This window comes from Leucobacter sp. cx-328, from assembly GCF_014530035.1.
GTDB lineage: Bacteria > Actinomycetota > Actinomycetes > Actinomycetales > Microbacteriaceae > Leucobacter.
On the sequence record NZ_JACVMX010000001.1, the window covers coordinates 552,107 to 570,459 of the forward strand.

Genomic DNA, 18,353 nt, shown 5'->3' on the forward strand with positions numbered 1-18,353 from the left:
GCTAGTTGACGGTGACCTCAGCAAGGTTCACACGGCTGTTGGTGTTCACCTCGGGGAAGCCAGTGACCTCGGTGCTCACGACGTTGGTCGGCGTGTAGTTAAAGAGCCACTTTGCGGGAGCATCCTGCGCGACCATCGTTGCTGCTTCCTGCAGCAACTCGTCTGACTTGTCTGCGTCCGTCGAGGCGAGTGCCTCTGCGTAGAGCTTCTGCACGTCAGCGTTGTTGTACCCGAAGTAGTAGTCGGGATTCGCGTAGTTTGCGAAGTCACGAGCTTCGGCGTGGTCAACGTAGCTGAGCTGGTAGTCACGGTTCTGGTAGACCTCGGACAGCCAGGTCGCAAACTCGACCGACTTGACCTTGACCGAAACGCCTACTGCCGCGAGCTGGCTTGTGACGAGATCGAGCGAGGTCGTGTCGTAGTGATTCGGTGCGGTGATGGTGAGGCTGAGGTTCGGGTGGCCTGCCTCGAGCAGCAGGGCACGTGCACCTTCTGGATCAAAGGCGTTGACGTCAGTCAGATCTGTGTAGCCGGGCTCGAGTTCGGTGATCGGACTGCCGATGACCTTCGCGTCACCGTTCTGGGTGCCGAGGAGCGCGTCGCTGTCGATCGCCATGCTGAGGGCCTGACGAACCTTCGGATCGTTCAGGGGAGCCTGCTGCGAATTGTAGGCGAGTGTGAAGACATCGGAGCTGTCAGCACGGACGAGGGTGAAGTTCGAGTTATTTTCGAACTCAGCGCGCAGCGGCGGGAGCAACGCAGTGTGGACGTCGAGGTCGCCTTCCTTCAGTGCGTTGACCGCAGCACGGCCCTCAGGGAAGAAGCGGAACACGGCGCGGTCAAGCGTTGCTGCCTCGCCCCAGTAGTCTGCGTTGCGAGCGAGGGTCAGGCTGTCGCCCTTCTTCCACTGCTCGAACGTGTAAGGGCCGGTGCCGTTTGCAGAGCTCTGCAGGTTGTTGGTCGCTGCGGTCTCGAGGATGAGGCCGGACTGGTTCGCGAGAACCCACAGGAGCATGCTGTTCGGCTCGGCAAGGGTAATCTTCACTGTCTGCTCATCAATCTTGGTGATCGTCGGGGTGAAACCAACGGTCGTGTCCAAGAGTGAAGCGGTCAGCGAGTCAACCACGTCGTCGGCAGTCATGACGTTGCCAGAGTGGAACTTGACGCCCTGCTGCAATGAGAAGGTGTACTCGCGGCCATCGTCGCTGACCTGGGGCATCTCAGTTGCGAGAACCGGAACGATTTCTGCGACGGAGCCAGGCTTGATGCCGACGAGGCCCTGATAGACGTTGTCGATGAGGATCTGGCCGGTGGCAACACCAGTGTTCTCTCGAACGTCAAGACTCGAGGGCTCGAGTACGAGCCCGATGGTGATTTCGTTGTCTGCTGCGTTCTTTGTGCCGTCTGGCTTGCTGAAGAAGAACACTGCTGCGCCGATGATGAGGGCAATAACTACGATTGCGATGATGATGATCGGCGTGCGCGACTTGCCACGCTTGGCGTAGCTAGGCGCTGCGGGAGTGGTTTCACTCACGTCTGGTCTCCTTGGAACATGATTGCTTACGACCGAGCGGCCGCAGACAGGGATATGACTGTGCACGGCGCTTCACTGCGCGAGTGGATAACAGCAGACATTACGCGTCAGACTGTCTCGCTGCCAGTGTGAAGTCGCAGTGTTGCAGTGTTGTTATCTCGGATCGAGCTCTTGGATGTGGTTCGCAAGGTCACGCGGAACCGCTTCGTGAAGGTTGTGAGGGCCCTCGATGGTGGCAATTGACGCGAGTGGCAAGCGCTCCGTCCACTCTCGTGCAAGCTCCTGCGAGACCATGCCCGCAGTTGCGGGAAATAGGACTACGCGACACGTCAATGCTTCGAGTGCGTCCCATGCGCCTGCGTAGGGGCGCGGATCGGCCTGCGCGGCAGCTGCCGGCGCTGCATCGGCCGTATCTGCGTTCCCGGGGTCTGCCGCGGGAGCAGAGGGCAGACCTGCGAGATGCGCAAAGTGGTGCGTCCATTCGAGACGACCGTCCTCGCGGAGACGCGTGTTCAGTGTGACGCCGCGGGTAAGCGTGGTGCGGTCGGACCCAATGCCGAATGCGATCGCGCGGTCTACAGCTTCGTCAACGTTCGTGAACGAACGCTGGCCCGTAATGAATTCCGCGACACCCGCGCCATCGGTGCTCGGAGAGACACTTGGCGTAATGTCGACGATCATGAGTTCGCGCAGCATGCCGGGGCGTAGCTTCTCGAACTCAGCCGCTGCATAGGTGGCAGCGAGCCCGCCGAGTGAGTGGCCGAGGAGCTTGAACGGGGTGTCAGGCTGATCATCTGCGAGTGCCACGAGGAACTCGACGATTGCCGGCGCGATGATCTCGGGGCGATAGTCGGCGTCTGCTCGCCAGCTGCTCCGGCCGTGGCCAGGCAAATCTACCGAGATTGCTGGCCGGTCAAGCGCGAGCAGCATGGGGTCAAAGCTGTGCGCATTGAGTCCTGCGCCGTGGAGTACGACGAGCTGTGCGGGCTGCTCAGGGGAGAAGCGGAGGGCGCTGAGCGATCCGCGCCCATCGGCAAGCTGGAATTCCGTGCGAACAACCGCGGGAAGAGCAGTGGTGCGCTCGACCCGAGCTGCGTCGCCTGCGAGGAACCGAAACTCTGAAGCATCATTGGACATTCCATGAGCGTACCGGAGCGTCAGCTCGAACTACCGGATGTAACCGCCGTCTTCCAGACCAGCCTCAATCTCGAAGCGGTTCTTGAGCGGATCGCTCCCCGCAAGCGCATACAAGACTGGCATGGCGAGTCCATAGTGGCGCCACTGTTCCTGGTGGACGCGCTCATGGCGCAGCACCGCGGGGGAGACGTTGCGACCCGTGAGATAGCAGCCGCCGACGCATACTCCGCCGCGTTTGTACGCCCACTGTGGCAGCCCCTGGAATACCCACAGGCCGTCGATCTTGCGTACTTTGCCGGTAGACATGAGGAACCCCCATGTAAAGCCGACAGCGGTGGCATAGGCATAACCGAACTTAGCGAGCGGGAGCGGCTTACTCATGCGCCGCCACCTGCGGTGAGCGCACCGAGGATGCGAAGCACCGTTCCCTGATCATCGGCAGCCTGTTCTGCGCTCGCAGGAGCAAACCCGCAGATCGCGGCGCTCACGAGCGGGGCAACCTCACGTGCGGCGCGGATCGTAGAAACGACGTCGGCAACGCTCAGCCCGAATGGCACCCCTGAGGTGACGGAGTCGAATTCGGCGGGATCGAGGACGTCGAGATCGACGTGCACGTACAGTTGGCTCGGCTGCACATCGCGCAGCCAGTCGGTCACCTGAACCGCCAGCGGCAGATCAGGATCGAGCATGAGGTCGGCCGCGGTGATTTGGCTGAGACCGGCAGCTTCAATCGCCGCAAACTCGGCTTCGTCCGTGTCTCGAGTGCCAACGAGAAGTGTGCGCTCGCCAGCAACTGGCGACGTGAACGCAAGGTCGGGTGCGCCGTCACCGAGTGCGTGTCGCAGGGTCATACCAGCGGCTGAGCCGGTCTGTGTGGTGTCTGGGTGCTGCATGTCTGGGTGCGCGTCAAACCAGATGACTGCGAGGCGCTCGTGAGTCGCGGCGGTGTGCTCGAGCACGCCAAGCGCAGAAGCGCAGTCTCCACCGAGCGCGATAACAGGTGCAGACGCATGTCGCATCGCATCGCGCGTTGCATCACGAGTCGCGATAATGCTGCTGAGGCGTGAGATGCTCGTTCCGAGCGCATCACCGGCCTTGTCTTGAACAGACACCTCGGTGATCGCGCTCGAAGGCAGATCTTCACGGAGCGAACGCGCCCCATCAACGATGCGGAGCGCGCGCGACGCTCCAGAACCTTGCCACTCTGGGATAAGGAGGAAACTCGCTGACATCGTCGTACCTCGTTGTTGCAGCTGACTGTGTGAACACAATCGTACGCCCGGCTCCTACGAATTTGCTCCGTCCACCGTAACGAAATCGATGAGGTGTTCGACGCGACCGACGAGTTCGGGTTCGAGATCGCGCCAGTCTCGGACACGGCCGCGGATACGCTGCCACGCCTCCGCGGTATCCGCGATGTCGTCCGAAGGCCAGCCGAGGGCGCGGCAGATGCCGGTCTTCCAGTCGGTACCGCGCGGAATATGCGGCCATGCCTGTAAGCCGACACGAGCAGGCTTGACCGCGGCCCAAATGTCGATGTACGGATGGCCAACGATGAGAACGTGCGCGCCGTGCGGGCCGCGGGCGATGGCTTCCGCGATCCGCGTCTCTTTGCTGCCAGTGACGAGGTGGTCCAGGAGGACGCCAGCGCGGCGACCCTTTCCAGGCGCGAAGTCACGCAGCACCTCTTCGAGATTGTCTGCACCGTCGAGCAGCTCGACAACCACACCCTCAACGCGGAGGTCGTCGCCCCAGACCTGCTCGACAAGCTCGGCGTCGTGCTTGCCCTCGACGAAGATGCGGCTCGGCATTGCGACGCGAGCTCGTGCCTGAGGCGCTGCGAATGAGCCTGAGGCAGTGCGCGCGCGGGATGCCTGCTTTTGCGGCATCACCAGCGTGACGGGCTTGCCCTCAATCATGAAGCCGTCCTGCATCGAGAAGGTACGCACCTTCCCACGGAAGTCCTCAAGCTGCACATAACCATCGCGTGCGCCTACGACGGCGCCGCACCACTCGGTCTCACTGTGTTCCACAATGAGACCCTTCGCGAGGGGCACCACCTGGCGCTGTACGGGGCCACGGCGGGCCTTCATAGCTGCGACTGGGTCGAGGTCATAGCGTTCGTCAAACATCACCCCCCAGCCTACGGCTTCGATGCGTCCTCGCAATGGAGACACAGGTCGGGTATAGCCTGGGGCTGTGGTCGACGAGGAACAGCGCGTAAAACGTACATCAATGTTTGTTGATGTGAGCCCCCTGCGCGAGAGTCCGGCGTTCGCTCGACTGTGGATCGGAAGCTCGGTCGCACACATTGGTTCGCAGGTTACGATCGTTGCCGTTGGCCTACACATCTACCAGCTCACTGGTTCAACGCTTGCGGTCTCACTGGTTGCGCTGTGGTCACTTGGGCCCATGATCGTCGCCGGCCTCGTTGGCGGCGCGCTCGCTGACCGCTACGACCGGCGACTCGTCGCGCTCGTGACCGCGATCCTTGCCTGGACGAGTATCGGCACCATGACGGTCATCGCGTTCCTCGGCGTCGAGGTGACCTGGCCGTACTATGCGCTCGCTGCGGTGAATGCGGCCTCCGCCACGATTCTTGGTGCGACTCGCGGTGCCATCCTCCCGCGCCTGCTTCGCCCACAAACACTGCCAGCCGCCGCAGCACTCAACGGGATCACGATGGGACTGTCCGTCACCGTCGGCCCAGCAGTAGCAGGTGTGCTCGTTGCCACGGTCGGAGTGCCGTGGACCTATCTCCTTGACGTTGTCCTCTTCACCGCGGCCTTCCTCGGGATCGTTGGCTTGCCAAATATTGCTCCGGAAGGCGACCGATCCGCGCCGGTATTCCAATCGATGCGCGAGAGCCTACGGTTCCTGAAGCGCGCGCCCAACGTCCGCGCCACGTTTATCTTCGACATCATTGCGATGACCTTCGGCAGCCCCCGCGTTGTCTTCCCCGCGGCTGGCGCGCTCATCCTCGGTGGCGGCCCCATTACGGTCGGTGCTCTTACGGCAAGCTTCGCGGTCGGTGCGCTCGTGAGTTCGCTCCTGTCTGGCCGGCTGGGTGGCGTACGGCGCCAGGGCCGTGCGGTCACGGTCGCGATCGCAGTACACGGCATGTGCGTCGCGCTCTTCGGCCTCGTACTGCTCGTCTCAACCCTGACACTCGGCCTCGGTCTCACGGCGCCGGTCCACGAGCTCACTGAGCCGCGCATGGTTGCGATTGTGCTCGCGGGCCTTGCTCTTGCCGGTTCCGGCGCTGCAGACAACGTCAGCTCCATTTTCCGCACGACCATCCTGCAAACTGCAGCACCAGACGAGGTACGTGGCCGTATGCAGGGCATCTTCTTCGTCGTGGTCGCTGGTGGGCCCCGCGTTGGTGACCTCTTCGCCGGCGCGATCGCGACGGCTGCCGCAATCTGGGCGCCACCACTCTTCGGCGGACTTGTCATCATTACCCTCATGGCAATCCTCAGCCGGATGAGTCCAGGCTTCCAACGGTATGACGCGCGCTCGCCGCAGCCATGAGACACCCCGCCTCGTCTGGCGACGATCGCGAGAGAATATCGGTGGTAGCTGCTAGCGTGCAAGATATGGAACCCGCGATTGAAACTCCGGTGATTGTCCGACGCGATGGGGCGATCACTCGCATCACGCTGAACCGACCGCGGGCGATTAACGCGCTCAACTGTGAGACGCTCGAACTGCTGCGTGCCGCGGTGACAACGGCGAACGCAGACGGTTCCTCCGCAATCGTGCTCGATGGTGCTGGCGAGCGTGGGCTCTGCGGCGGCGGAGATATCAAGGAGATCCGCGCGACCGACCAGGCAGCGTTTTTCTCACTCGAGTATGGCGTTGACTATCTCATTCACACCTCCGCGGTTCCCGTGGTTGCGTTCATGGATGGCATCGTGATGGGTGGCGGCATCGGCATTTCTGGTCACGCTGCGCACCGCGTCGTGACCGAGCGCTCGCGACTCGCAATGCCCGAAGTGCGCATTGGTATCGTGCCAGACGTCGGCGGGCACCTGTTGTTGGCGAATGCACCAGATCGTCTCGGTGAGTACCTGGCGGTGACCGCGGGTGAGTTTGGTGCGGCCGATGCGATTGCGCTTGGCTTCGCTGATGCATGCGTGCCGAGCGAGCAGCTCGAAGCACTTGCAAGCGATCTTGCGAGTGGGACCGACCCAGCCGCCGCGATCGCAGCGCTCAGCATTGACCCTGGGGCGCGCCCGCTTGCCGCGATCGCTGAGTGGTGGTGTCCGCTGGTTGAAGACGTGCTCGTCGCGCACGATCCGCTCAGCGATCCTGTGCTCGCCGCGCAGGCGCTCCTCGCAGCGCTTGACGCAAACCCATGCGAGGTTGCCCGCGAGACAGCCGATGTCATGCGTGGGATGTGCCCGACATCCCTTGCGATCACGCTTGCCCAACTCGCCCGAACACGAGCTGAATCGCTGGACCTGGCTGCGGTGCTGCGCGACGATTTCCGCGTGCTGACGCGTATCGGGAGTCGGTATGACTTCATTGAGGGCGTGCGGGCGCAGGTTATTCACAAGGACCGCAATCCGGCATGGCAACCGAGCTCTCTTGACGAACTTGACGCAGACGAGGTGCGTTCACACCTTTCACCAGCTTCCGCCACCGAGGCAGAACTCGAACTCATTCCATGCAGCACACGCTAAATTCGGCTGGCCTGCCCATTTCATTAGACCGAGAGGCAGAGGCTCCGCTTCCCGTGCAGCTCGCCGCAGCTTTGCGTGATGCGATTGACCGCGCGCTCGTGCTGCCTGGCGAAAGCCTGCCTGCGACGCGTGCGCTCGCGACCCGACTCGGTATTGCCCGTGGCGTCGTCGTTGCCGCATACGAGCAGCTCATCGGCGAGGGCTACCTCGCTGCACACCGTGGGAGAGGCACCGTGGTGAACCCCGATCTCGCGGGCGGGCCAGGTTCGGTCGAACGCGTTGTGCGAGAGCGATCCACGCCGGGTGATCATGGGGGAGCAGCGGCAGTCAGCGCGCCAGGCATGCTCCTGGCTGCGCCGCTCCCACTCGCGCCTGGCAACCCGATTGCGAGCGCGATCGAGAGCCCGGCCTGGCGTGCGGCCTGGCGTGATGCTGCCGCCGAGGCGCTTATGATCGCGCCAGCGCTCGGCGATGAGGGGCTGCGGGCAGAGGTGTCCGATCACCTGCGACGCATGCGTGCCACCGTGCGTTCACCGGAAGAAGTGATCATTACGGCGGGTACGCGTGATGGCCTCGGGTTGCTGCTGACGGCGCTCGGTTCAACGCGCGGTCGTGACCTCGTGGTGGGCGTTGAAGATCCCGGCCTCCCAACGCTGCGCGGAGTGGCTTCGCGCTATGGTGCGCGTGTGGTGGGGCTGCCAACCGATGCTGAGGGCCTCGACACCGCTCGGCTGCCCGAGGGCATTCTCGATGTGCTGATTGTGACGCCGAGCCATCAATACCCGCTCGGCGGTTCGCTGTCGCTTCCGCGTCGCCGTGACCTCCTTGCATGGGCAAAGCGCACGGGCGTCGTCATTGTGGAGGACGACTTTGACTCAGAGTTGCGCTTCACCGGTAGCCCGTTGCCGGCGCTCGCTGCGCTCGATGATCCGGTGAACGGCTCGGTCGTGCTTCTTGGCACGTTCTCGCGTACGGTCGCGCCAGCGATTTCGGCAGGCTACCTGGTCGCCCCTTCGCACCTGCGGAGTCAGATCGCCGCGGTGCGCAATGATCTCGGTGGCCCAGTTTCCGCTGTCGTGCAGCGAGCGCTCGCTCGCTACCTTGCGAGCGGCGAGCTTCGTCGTCATACCGCGCGCCTCCTGCGACGGTATGCGGATCGCAGAGACCGCGTCTCCGATCTACTCGCCGGCATCCCAGGGGTGCGCGTGCGCCCGATGGACGGCGGGCTCCACGCAGTCATTGAATTTCTTCCGCACTCGGCCGCTGCGACGGGACATTCGCTTGCTGAACTTGAGCGCTTGGCGCTCGATGGTGCTGCAGATCAAGGACTCGGAGTCGCTCCGCTCGGTGCGTATTGGCAGCGCGCAGGCGCGGGACGATCTGGTCTCGTGATCGGGATGGGTGGCTCAGATGACAGCACCTTTGTTGCCGGGCTCGCAGCACTGCGGATGTTGCTCACCGAACTCTTCCCCCGCACTGCGCGAAACTGATGCTCGGAACGCCGCAACCGAAAAAGGGGCTGCAGCGAGTAGCCTAGAGGGGTGCGCGTCGATGATCTCTCACCCAGTATGCAGAACTACCTCAAGGTTATTTGGAGCCTTGAGGAGTGGTCTGACGATCCCGTCACGAACTCGGCGATCTCAGAAGCTGCTGGTGTGCGGTTGTCGACCGTGTCAGACGCTCTGAAAAAGCTCTCTGACCTCGAACTCATCGACCATAAGCGATATGGCTCGGTCTCTCTCACTGACCTGGGGCGGCAGCATGCGGTGTCGATGATCCGCCGTCATCGCTTGCTCGAAACGTTCCTTGTTCGCATGCTCGAATACACGTGGGACGAAGTCCATGACGAAGCTGACAGGCTTGAACACGCGGTTTCAGACGAGCTGATCGACCGCGTCGATCGAGTGCTTGGCTGGCCCACTCGTGATCCACACGGCGATCCGATTCCTGGTGCTGACGGCTCGGTACATCGTCCGGACGCGGTGCAGCTCGGTGACGCGCCTGCGCCGTGCCGGGTGCGCGTCGAACGCATCTCAGATGCTGATAACGCCATGCTCCAGTTTTTCCAGTCACGCGGCATCGTCGTTGACGCAGAACTTGAGATGCTGCCTGGCGAACCCTTCTCGGAAACCGTCACCGTGATCGTTGGCGGCGTGCCCGTGAGTCTTGGAACGGCGGCAGCAAGTGCCGTTTGGGCGTCGGTCTTGTAACCAGAACCGGTGAATAGGGAATAATCTAAGCAGTACGGCGTCGTAGTAGCGCCGGCAGTCTCAGGAGAGGGGCAGCGTGTTCGGTATCTTTTCGAAGCGCCAGAATGGCAAGCGTGGTGGTTCCGCAAAAAAACCACCGCGTCGTTTGCCGCGCCGTGTCCTTGCGCCCGTAGAAGAGATTGTTGAGCAGGGCCTGCTCGTCGCTGATGTCGCCGTTCGCATGGAAGTGAAGAACAGCATCATCATGAACGCGTTGAAGCGTCATGAAGATTACGACAAAGAGCGGATCCGTACGCTGGTGCACGATGCCGCAATCGAGCTCGCTGAAGAGCGCGAGAAGGACGCACGACACATCGCTCGGATGCGCGATGAGATCCGTGACACCGGCCGCAGTGCGTGGATCGAGTCGGAGTACGGAAACGAAGACAACCGTACCCTCCGTCACCGCCAGGAAGTCTACGAGCGCGTCGCAGAAGAACTACGTAAGCGCGCCGCCGACGAGAACTATCTCAATGACACCTCAGAGCGTGCGCGATCCCTCGCTTGGGACGAGGTAGGTGACTCGCTCAAGGAGCGTGCATCGCACCCGTACTACGCGGGCGGCGGCAGCGCCGATTACCAGGAGCACCGCGACGAGCGCATCCAGCAGCTCATCGACAAAGACCTGACCGAGTTGCTCCACGACCACGCGCCAAAGCCTGAGAAGGTGCGACGCGCGTTCCGCCGCAGCGCAAAAGACGACGCCTAGGCTCGTCGGTACTCGGGGTGCTTCTTGAGGTACCCGTCGATGAACCAGCACGATGCCAGGGTGCGGCGATCCGCGGCGATCTCGGAGGAGACTGCTGCGTGTGCGAGCAAGCCAGACAGGCCGGTGCCGCGCAACTGGGGATCAACGAATGTGTGATCGAAGTCGATCGTGGCCTCCGGTGTTCCGGCCTCGCCCGCGAGGGAGTAGTGCGCTTCCCCGAGTTTGCGGGTCTTCGTGCCGTCATTGGCGTACAGGGCAAACTCGGACTTTGCGGGCTCATGGACTATCGTGAATCCGTCGGCTGCCGCAGCTTCTTCTGTGAGGTATCTGGCCATGCGCCAAGCATAGCCCGCGCTAACCTAGCTGTATGAAGCGTTTCACTCAGGCTCTCGTTATTGGTTCGGCCGTTGCGTTGAGTCTCGGGTTGGCGGGATGCACGAAGTCTGAACCAGAGCCTCAGGTCAAGCTATCTGTTTCGGAGGCCGCGGCTGAATATCTCGATGCTGTGTGTCCGGTGAATTCTGCGTGGGACGCTGCCGACGCTGAAATTGATCGTCTGCGGATCGCGGTCGCACGCGGTGAGGACGGCATTGATACGCGCCTGTACGCCGACGCAATCACGAAGGTTGGCGAGGCGAGTAGCACGGCCGCGACGCAGCTTACATCAGCCGACACTGTGTGGCCAGGTGCGGCGGGACCGCTCGTGGCGAAGGTCTCGTCTTCGTTAGTAGCTGATGCGAAATCGGCGCCAGGAGCGGCAAAGCTTGAGGCAGAGCAAGTCATCGTCTACGAATGGCCTGGTGCGGAACGTGCCGGCGCCGCAGCAGCTACCGTGCGTGAGGCGCTGGGCTTGCCTGACGATGCCGTCGCCGCGTGCGATGCGCGTGCGGAACAGATCGCCGAGGAACGTGCCGCGGAAAAGGCAAAGAAGGCCGAGGCGGCTGACACTGGCACGAAACCTGAGGCGCACAAGGGCGAGCCGAAAAAGCCGTAACTCACAGGTGTGACACGAACTCGGCTTGCGCGCGAGAACCGTGTCGCGCCCAAAAGAGTGCGACACGCCTGAAGGCTGCGGGCTGTTCGAACAAGAATTCGACTCGACACCCGAATTTATCGTAAGGTTAAAGACTTATGTCTGAAACCTCCGAACCAACGTTTGGCCCGGTCGAGCGCCTCGCAGTGTGGCTGCTCCTGGGTTCTTCATTTGTCGTAATTCTCAATGAAACCGTCATGGGTGTCGCGCTGCCAGTGCTCATGGCTGACCTAGGAATCTCTGCTGCGGCTGGCCAGTGGCTTACCACGGCATTCCTCCTGACCATGAGCGTCGTGATCCCGATCACGGGCATGCTCATTCAGCGCGTGCGCACCCGCACGCTCTTCGCTGTCGCAATGTCGCTCTTCACGCTCGGCACGCTGCTCGGTGCGCTCGCACCCGGCTTCGGTGTGCTGCTCGTGGCGCGCGTCGTGCAGGCGAGCGGCACGGCAATCATGATGCCGCTGCTCATGACGACCGTCGTGACCCTCGTTCCCGAGCGCCAGCGCGGCGCAATCATGGGGCGGATCGCAATCGTCATGTCCGTCGCACCCGCACTCGGCCCGACCCTGTCTGGCATTGTGCTCCAGTCGCTGAGCTGGCGCTGGCTGTTCATCATTATGTTGCCGATCGCGATCGTTGCGCTCATCATCGGCGCCCTCCGGATGCCGAACGTTGGCATCTCGCGAAAGGCCCCGATCGACATCCTCTCGGTCATCCTGTCTGCGCTCGCATTCGGTGGCCTCGTTTACGGCCTGAGCGCTGTCGGCGCGGCCGCCAACGGCGCAGAAGGACTGAACCCGCTCATCCCCGTTGGCGTTGGAGTCGTTGCGCTCGCACTCTTCGTGTGGCGCCAGCTATCGCTGCAGCGCGAGGACCGTGCGTTGCTCGACCTACGCACCTTCAAGAGCCGCCCGTTCGCGCTGTCAGTCGTGCTGTTCGTGGTGAGCTCGATGGCACTCTTCGGCTCGCTCATTCTGCTTCCGATTTACGTGCAGAACGTGCTCGGCTTTGCGCCGCTCGAGACCGGACTCGTCATGTTGCCCGGCGGTCTGGTGATGGGCATGCTCGGCCCGATCGTTGGTCGCATTGTTGATACACGTGGCCCCCGTGTTGCACTTGTTCCCGGCATGATCGTCACCGCTGGTGCGATGTGGGCCATGGGACTCTTCACTGACACGACCAGTATCTGGACCGTTCTCGTGGTCTATCTTGTGCTCAGCATTGGGTTGGCCGGGGTCTTCACGCCGCTGTTTGCAGTGTCGCTTGGCTCGATCCCGATGCAGCTTGCATCGCACGGCAGCGCGATGATTTCGACGCTGCAGCAGGTCGCCGGTGCTGCCGGCACTGCGCTGTTCATCACCGTCATGACGCTCGTGTCGGTTTCAGCTAGCAAGCAGGCGGGCGCGACCGCAACCTCCGCTCTCGCGCAGGGCACGCAGACGGCGTTTGTGATTGGTGGCGCAATCGCGACCATCGGTGTGGTGATCGCGTGCTTCGTGCGCCCGGCTACACCGTCAGCGGCTGTGGCAACTTCGACCGGCAATATCCCGGTGAGCGGCGAGTAGAGTTCGCTCGTCTGACCCTGCGTGATCCGCGCCTCTGATGTGACTAATCAAGGTCGTGGATCGCGCGCCGCACCGCCTCGGAGAGGTGCATGATCGGAGCATCAGCACCCTTCGGGGCAGGTGCGGCAAGTACCAACTCGCGCGTGAAGCGTGTGGAGTTGATGGGGCGCAACACGACGCCCTCGGGTGGGTTTGCCCGCATGAGGCTTGGAATAAGGGCAACGCCCATTCCGGCAGCAATCAGGCCAAGGACGACCGCGTAGTCGTCACTGCGTACCGCAGTAGCAAGTGACCGTCCCGCACCGACGACCTCGCGCACGATCTCGTCGACTGCGTCGCCAGGAGTGGAGCCCAGTACCCAGCGTTCGCTCGCGAGCTGGGGGAGATCCGCTTCATCGATTGACTCGGCCGCAGCGAGTGGATGTGCCGTCGGCAACGCGAGAAGTAGCGGATCCGTGAGTACGTGCAATGAGCGCACGTCCGCGCGGAACGGTACCTCGAAGCCCGGGATGCGGTAGAGCAGCGCAGCGTCGAGCTCGCGCCGGTTCACCTGCTCGACAAGGTTCGGCACCTCGGCGAGGGTCGTATCGATTTCAATTCCACGATTGCTGAGCAACGCGGCGATGCCCGGAAGCAGCCGCGCGGCCGCGGTTGGGAACGTTCCGAAGCGAACCTTCGTGCGCCCAACAGCCGCGAGATCGCGGACGTCGGTGAGGGCGCGATCTGCGAGGTTGAGAATTTCTTCACCGCGCTCTCGCATCAGGTGACCGGGTGCTGTCAGCTGGCTCCCGCGACTGCTGCGCGTGGTAAGTGGAATGCCAGCGAGGCGATCCAGATTCTTGAGATGGTAGTCAACTGTCGGCTGGCTCCAACCAAGGCGAGTCGCGGCGCGCGCGACCGACCCTTCCTCAGCAACGGCGATGAGGGCTTGGATCTGACGGAGATCGATCATAGTGCTCCATATCTTATATGGTGCTCGCCAGGAAAATCACGCTTCCGTGGGTAGAAAAACTTGGCCACTCTGGAAGCATGAAGACTTCGATGAATGCTGCTGGATTTCGTGCGAGTGAGGGTGCTCGCATGGACGCTGTAGCGCAGCAAGAAATGCCGTACGTTCGCGCGATCGAGCGATACGCAGCATCTCACCCGGAAAACGTGATGGTACCTGGCCATGGCTGCGATCCCAACGTTGGTGGCGCGCACCTCGCAGAGGTATTTGGATCGCGCATCGTTGCGCTTGATGTCCCGCTCATGCTCGAGGGCATCGACCTCGGTGAAAACTCGCCCCTCGAGCAGGCGCGTGAGCTTGCCGCTGACGCGTGGGGAGCAAAGCGCACCTGGTTCTTGACCAACGGCGCATCGCAGGGCAACCGTACTGCGGCGTTTGCTGTGCGGTCACTCGGCGAGCGCGTGCTCATGCAGCGCAGCTCGCACTCGAGCTTCACCGACGGCGTGCTCCTCGCAGGTCTGCTTCCTGCGTTCGTTAAGCCAAACGTTGACGAAGAACACGGCATTGCTCATGGCCTTACGCCTGCAGCCCTCGACGAGGCGCTCCGTGAAGAACAGGCTGCCGGCCGCGAGGTATCGAGCGTCTACGTTGTCTCGCCGAGCTACTTCGGTTCGACCGCTGACGTAGCGGGACTCTCAGCCGTCGCGCACTCCTACGGTGCCGCCCTCATCGTCGACGGTGCTTGGGGCGCACACTTTGGATTCCACCCTGAGCTTCCTGACTCACCGGCACGTCTTGGCGCAGACCTGGTGATCTCGAGCACGCACAAGCTGGCTGGCTCGCTGACCCAGTCTGCGATGCTGCACCTCGGCGATACCGAGTTCGCGGATCGTCTCCTCCCGTTCGTAGACCGCGCCTTCACGATGACCGCGTCGACCTCCTCGAGCGGTATCTTGACCGGATCACTCGACGCAGCCCGGCACGCACTTGCCAACGGTGAAGCAGCGGTTGGCGAGTCGATCCGCCTGGCTGGTGAATTCCGTGAGCGGCTTCGTGCAAGCGGCCACTACACGGTGATCAGCGACCACTTTGATCGTTTCGATGACATCGTGGAGATTGATCCGCTCCGAATCCCGATCGACGTTTCGGCGCTTGGTCAGAGCGGACACTGGGTACGTGACCGGCTCACCAACGAGCACCAGGTGTACTTCGAGATGTCGACTGCGACTTCGATCGTCGCCGTATTCGGTGCGCTCGCTGCGCCAAACCTTAACCGGATCATGGCGGCACTCGAAGCAGTTGCGGCTGAAGCGATCGCGTTGCGAGACGCCGCAGGTTCGGAAGCCGTAGCTCCCGAGAAATTCCCGTCGCTGCCTGATGCGGGCACCCTGCGTATGCTGCCCCGCGCCGCATTCTTCAGCGAGGCGGAGCTAGTACCAGCAGCTGAGGCAGTTGGCCGTGTCTCGGCTGACACCCTCGCCGCGTACCCGCCCGGCATTCCTAACCTCGTGCCAGGCGAAGAAATTACGCCAGAAACCATTGGGTTCCTGCAGGCAGTCGCAGCGTCACCCACCGGCTACGTGCGTGGTGCAGCTGATGCGAACGTGAGTATGTTCCGCGTCGTGCGCGACCCGCTTACCGCGACTGCGAACTAAGTAACTGTTGCGGAAAGGCCCCGACTCTTTGTGAGCCGGGGCCTTTTTGTGCGTTGGGCTGGGGGCGCGTTGCGTGGGGCGCGGATCGGTGGCGGTTCGCGGATCGGTGGCGGTTCGCGCTGTGCGAATCTGGCGCCTGGAAACAACAGAGCGGGCGGTCAGCTTATGCCGACCGCCCGCTCTATTACCGCGGAAAACTTAGTTCTGCTTCTTCTTCTCGAAGAGGTTACCGAGACCGGTCGACGCGAGCAGTACAACAGCGAGGAGTACGAGCATCACGATCGAGATCGCGACCATGTTGTGCGCGTTACCAGCGGTCGAGTACATCGCGTGGAAATCGATCTTCTCGCCCTCGGTCGAAGCGAATGCGGGAGCTGCGATGAACACCGAGGCGATTGCGGCGGTGACAGCAGTGGCGATGCGGGTGAAAATCTTCACAGTATCTCCTCGTAAATCTTTAAGCCGACGAGAATGTCGACACCTTACTATTCTGCCCTGAACTCGCCCAGTTTGCGAACTGCCACGCATAGGCTGTTCGGTATGTCTGAAACTTCAGCGCCAGAAAGCGCGCTTCGCTGCCCATGCCGAAGCGGATCCGGCTACGCAGAATGCTGCGAGCCGATCCACCAGGGTAGTAGTGAGGCGCCATCGGCGGAACGCTTGATGCGCTCACGCTACTCTGCCTTCGCGCTTGAGCTCGCGTCGTACCTGCTGCACTCGTGGCACCCAGACACTCGCCCCGCTTCGCTCGAACTCGACGAGGGCGTGAAGTGGCTCGGCCTCGTCATCGAAGACACCGTTGCCGGTGGCCCCTTCGACGCTGAGGGCATCGTCGAGTTCACTGCGATCGGGCGCGACGCCGACGGCCGGTTCGAGCAGCGCGAGCGGAGCCGCTTCTCGCGTGTTGACGGGCGATGGATGTATGTCGACGGGATTGGGGCGTAGGTTTTCCCCGCCCTAACCCCGCGAGACCGGGCCTTTGCCCGCTAACCCCGCGAAACAGGCACTTTCTCCCGAGATGACCCGTTTCATGCGCAAGTAACTAGGGTTTTCGGCAACAACGGTCGATGTCGACGGGTTGGCGGCCGAGAACAGCTCAAACACAAAAGCGCGGGTGCACACCGATTCAACGGTGCACACCCGCGCTTTGCTAACTGAACTTAGTTGCCGGAGGGGCGCTGAGCGCGGCGCTGGCCGCCGCCCTGACGCGACTGGCCACTCTGGCCGCCGTTGCCGCCCTGCGAGGAACGACCGCCGCCACCCTGGCTACCCTGGCGAGAGCCCTGGCCACGACCCTGGCCGCGCTGCTCGGATCCGCCCTGCGCCGAGCGACCCTGCGAGGAACGGCCGCCCTGACCCTGGCGCTGACCGCCCTGGCCCGATCCGCCCCCCTGACGCTGGCCACCCTGGCCGCCGCCACCGCTACGAGCGCGCTTGCGCTTCGCGTTGGCTCCCTGGGACTTGCCTGCACCCGCGGGGGCGTGGCCTGCTGCGCGCTGCTGTTCGGCCTGAGCCTCTGCGCGGCGACGCTCGGTCTCCTTGGGGTTCACGCGGGGAGCGACCTCGCCGATGAGGGCGAGGATCTCGGGGTCAATGTTCTTCGCGAGGGTGTCGACCTGCTTCGGCGTGACGCGGATCTTCGCTGCGCGCATGATCGACTTCATCTCGCCGCGCTGCTCGGGGAGCACAATCGTGACGACGTCACCCTCGTTGCCCGCACGTGCGGTACGACCCGAGCGGTGGAGGTACGCCTTGTGCTCGACCGGGGGGTCGATGTGTACGACGAGCTCAACACCGTCAACGTGAACGCCACGAGCTGCGACGTCAGTTGCGACGAGCACCTTCGCGTCGCCCGAGACGAACTCTGCGAGGTTACGGTCACGTGCGTTCTGTGACAGGTTGCCCTGCAGCTCGACTGCGGGAATGCCCGCCGAGGTGAGCTGCTTCGCGAGCTTCTTTGCCTGATGCTTCATGCGAGTGAAGAAGATGCGGCGCGCAGTGCCCGAGGCGAGTGCCTCGATAAGCGCTTCCTTCTGGCCCTTGCCTGAGACCTCAAATACGTGGTGCGTGAGGAGGGGAACAGGGCTCTCAGCAGAATCGACCGAGTGCAGGATCGGCTCGTGGAGGTACTTCTTCACGAGATTGTCTACGCCGTTATCAAGCGTTGCCGAGAAGAGGAGACGCTGACCCTGCTTGGGGGTCTTGTTCATGATGCGCGTGACGACGGGCAGGAAGCCCATGTCTGCCATGTGATCCGCCTCATCGAGGACAGTGATCTCAACGCCCGAAAGATCGACGAGGTTCTGGCGCATGAGGTCGTCAAGACGGCCTGGGGCTGCGACGACGATATCGACGCCGGCCTCGAGCGCTGCCTCCTGGCGGCGCTGGGGAATGCCACCGAAGATGGTCGTGACCTTGACGCCAACCGGATCGGCGAGCATCTTCACGGTCTCAGCGATCTGGGTGACGAGCTCACGGGTCGGCGCGAGCACGATCGCGCGGGGGCGGCTCGGCTTGCGCTTCTTCGCAGCGTCATCTGCGAGGTTTGCGACCAGCGGGATGCCGAACGCAATGGTCTTGCCCGAGCCGGTGCGACCGCGGCCGAGCACGTCGCGGCCTGCGAGCGTGTCGGGAAGTGTGTCGCGCTGAATCGGGAACGGCTCCGTCTTGCCATTCTTCTCAAGTGCGGCCGCGATAGGCGCGGGAACACCGAGATCGATGAATGAGGGAGTGTTGGGGGTCTGTTCGGTCACAGAAACCTTTCAAAAGGGCAGCGTGTAAAAGCCTAAGACAAAGTAAGGCCTGCAGGAGGCCGAGCGATCGCTGCTGGGTCG

General features: G+C 62.8%; 18 protein-coding genes. 9 read left to right on the forward strand and 9 right to left on the reverse strand.

Annotated elements, in window-relative coordinates; translation table 11 throughout:
* Position 1: 1 nt before the first annotated feature.
* From ICL81_RS02295 to ICL81_RS02315, 5 genes are all read right to left on the reverse strand, one after another.
* A complete protein-coding gene (locus ICL81_RS02295) occupies positions 2 to 1,534 on the reverse strand; it encodes an ABC transporter substrate-binding protein (protein ID WP_188033345.1) in 1,533 nt (510 codons plus the stop codon).
* 153 nt (positions 1,535 to 1,687) lie between these two features.
* Positions 1,688 to 2,671 (reverse strand): alpha/beta fold hydrolase, encoded by a 984-nt coding sequence (locus ICL81_RS02300; protein WP_188033346.1) that lies wholly within the window; start codon positions 2,669 to 2,671, stop codon positions 1,688 to 1,690.
* 30 nt (positions 2,672 to 2,701) lie between these two features.
* Positions 2,702 to 3,052, reverse strand: coding sequence for a Fe-S oxidoreductase (locus tag ICL81_RS02305; protein WP_188033347.1), 351 nt, complete (start codon positions 3,050 to 3,052; stop codon positions 2,702 to 2,704).
* A complete protein-coding gene (locus ICL81_RS02310; protein ID WP_188033348.1) occupies positions 3,049 to 3,903 on the reverse strand; it encodes an arginase family protein in 855 nt (284 codons plus the stop codon). Before ICL81_RS02310 ends, ICL81_RS02305 begins: the two co-directional genes overlap by 4 nt.
* A 54-nt stretch (positions 3,904 to 3,957) precedes the next feature.
* Positions 3,958 to 4,803 (reverse strand): DUF3097 domain-containing protein, encoded by an 846-nt coding sequence (locus ICL81_RS02315; protein ID WP_188033349.1) that lies wholly within the window; start codon positions 4,801 to 4,803, stop codon positions 3,958 to 3,960.
* Between the two features lie 67 nt (positions 4,804 to 4,870).
* Here ICL81_RS02315 and ICL81_RS02320 point away from each other — a divergent pair, with 67 nt between their 5' ends.
* The 5 genes from ICL81_RS02320 to ICL81_RS02340 all read left to right on the forward strand — a co-directional run bounded on the left by ICL81_RS02320 (position 4,871) and on the right by ICL81_RS02340 (position 10,314).
* On the forward strand, positions 4,871 to 6,202 hold the full coding sequence (locus ICL81_RS02320; protein ID WP_370566817.1) for an MFS transporter: 1,332 nt from the start codon (positions 4,871 to 4,873) through the stop codon (positions 6,200 to 6,202).
* A gap of 65 nt (positions 6,203 to 6,267) precedes the next feature.
* Positions 6,268 to 7,356 (forward strand): 3-hydroxyisobutyryl-CoA hydrolase, encoded by a 1,089-nt coding sequence (locus ICL81_RS02325; RefSeq protein ID WP_188033350.1) that lies wholly within the window; start codon positions 6,268 to 6,270, stop codon positions 7,354 to 7,356.
* Positions 7,341 to 8,846 carry a PLP-dependent aminotransferase family protein gene (locus tag ICL81_RS02330; RefSeq protein ID WP_188033351.1) on the forward strand — a complete coding sequence of 502 codons (1,506 nt, stop codon included), beginning with the start codon at positions 7,341 to 7,343 and terminating at the stop codon, positions 8,844 to 8,846. The genes ICL81_RS02325 and ICL81_RS02330 overlap by 16 nt, the downstream gene beginning before the upstream one ends.
* Before the next feature lie 51 nt (positions 8,847 to 8,897).
* The gene (locus ICL81_RS02335) at positions 8,898 to 9,566 is read left to right on the forward strand and encodes a metal-dependent transcriptional regulator (protein ID WP_353055388.1); all 669 of its coding nucleotides are present in this window, start codon (positions 8,898 to 8,900) and stop codon (positions 9,564 to 9,566) included.
* 76 nt (positions 9,567 to 9,642) lie between these two features.
* Positions 9,643 to 10,314 carry an asparagine synthase gene (locus tag ICL81_RS02340; protein WP_353055389.1) on the forward strand — a complete coding sequence of 224 codons (672 nt, stop codon included), beginning with the start codon at positions 9,643 to 9,645 and terminating at the stop codon, positions 10,312 to 10,314.
* Here ICL81_RS02340 and ICL81_RS02345 read toward each other — a convergent pair.
* On the reverse strand, positions 10,311 to 10,649 hold the full coding sequence (locus ICL81_RS02345; protein ID WP_188033352.1) for a GNAT family N-acetyltransferase: 339 nt from the start codon (positions 10,647 to 10,649) through the stop codon (positions 10,311 to 10,313). The genes ICL81_RS02340 and ICL81_RS02345 overlap by 4 nt on opposite strands.
* Before the next feature lie 32 nt (positions 10,650 to 10,681).
* Between ICL81_RS02345 and ICL81_RS02350 the strand changes: the two genes are divergently transcribed.
* Both ICL81_RS02350 and ICL81_RS02355 read left to right on the forward strand, forming a co-directional pair.
* Positions 10,682 to 11,308 (forward strand): hypothetical protein, encoded by a 627-nt coding sequence (locus tag ICL81_RS02350; RefSeq protein ID WP_188033353.1) that lies wholly within the window; start codon positions 10,682 to 10,684, stop codon positions 11,306 to 11,308.
* Positions 11,309 to 11,445: 137 nt separating this feature from the next.
* Positions 11,446 to 12,915: an MDR family MFS transporter gene (locus ICL81_RS02355; RefSeq protein ID WP_188033354.1), complete on the forward strand. Its 1,470-nt coding sequence runs from the start codon at positions 11,446 to 11,448 to the stop codon at positions 12,913 to 12,915.
* Positions 12,916 to 12,958: 43 nt separating this feature from the next.
* Here ICL81_RS02355 and ICL81_RS02360 read toward each other — a convergent pair whose 3' ends face one another.
* Positions 12,959 to 13,867 carry a LysR family transcriptional regulator gene (locus tag ICL81_RS02360; protein WP_188033355.1) on the reverse strand — a complete coding sequence of 303 codons (909 nt, stop codon included), beginning with the start codon at positions 13,865 to 13,867 and terminating at the stop codon, positions 12,959 to 12,961.
* 77 nt (positions 13,868 to 13,944) lie between these two features.
* Between ICL81_RS02360 and ICL81_RS02365 the strand changes: the two genes are divergently transcribed.
* Entirely contained in the window at positions 13,945 to 15,519 is a 1,575-nt protein-coding gene (locus tag ICL81_RS02365) for an aminotransferase class I/II-fold pyridoxal phosphate-dependent enzyme (protein ID WP_251381614.1), read from the forward strand.
* A 198-nt stretch (positions 15,520 to 15,717) separates the two neighbouring features.
* Here ICL81_RS02365 and ICL81_RS02370 read toward each other — a convergent pair whose 3' ends face one another.
* The gene (locus ICL81_RS02370; protein ID WP_188033356.1) at positions 15,718 to 15,957 is read right to left on the reverse strand and encodes a hypothetical protein; all 240 of its coding nucleotides are present in this window, start codon (positions 15,955 to 15,957) and stop codon (positions 15,718 to 15,720) included.
* Positions 15,958 to 16,059: 102 nt separating this feature from the next.
* Here ICL81_RS02370 and ICL81_RS02375 point away from each other — a divergent pair, with 102 nt between their 5' ends.
* Positions 16,060 to 16,464: a YchJ family protein gene (locus ICL81_RS02375; protein ID WP_188033357.1), complete on the forward strand. Its 405-nt coding sequence runs from the start codon at positions 16,060 to 16,062 to the stop codon at positions 16,462 to 16,464.
* 215 nt (positions 16,465 to 16,679) lie between these two features.
* Here ICL81_RS02375 and ICL81_RS02380 read toward each other — a convergent pair whose 3' ends face one another.
* Positions 16,680 to 18,272 carry a DEAD/DEAH box helicase gene (locus ICL81_RS02380; RefSeq protein ID WP_188033358.1) on the reverse strand — a complete coding sequence of 531 codons (1,593 nt, stop codon included), beginning with the start codon at positions 18,270 to 18,272 and terminating at the stop codon, positions 16,680 to 16,682.
* Positions 18,273 to 18,353: the final 81 nt, after the last annotated feature.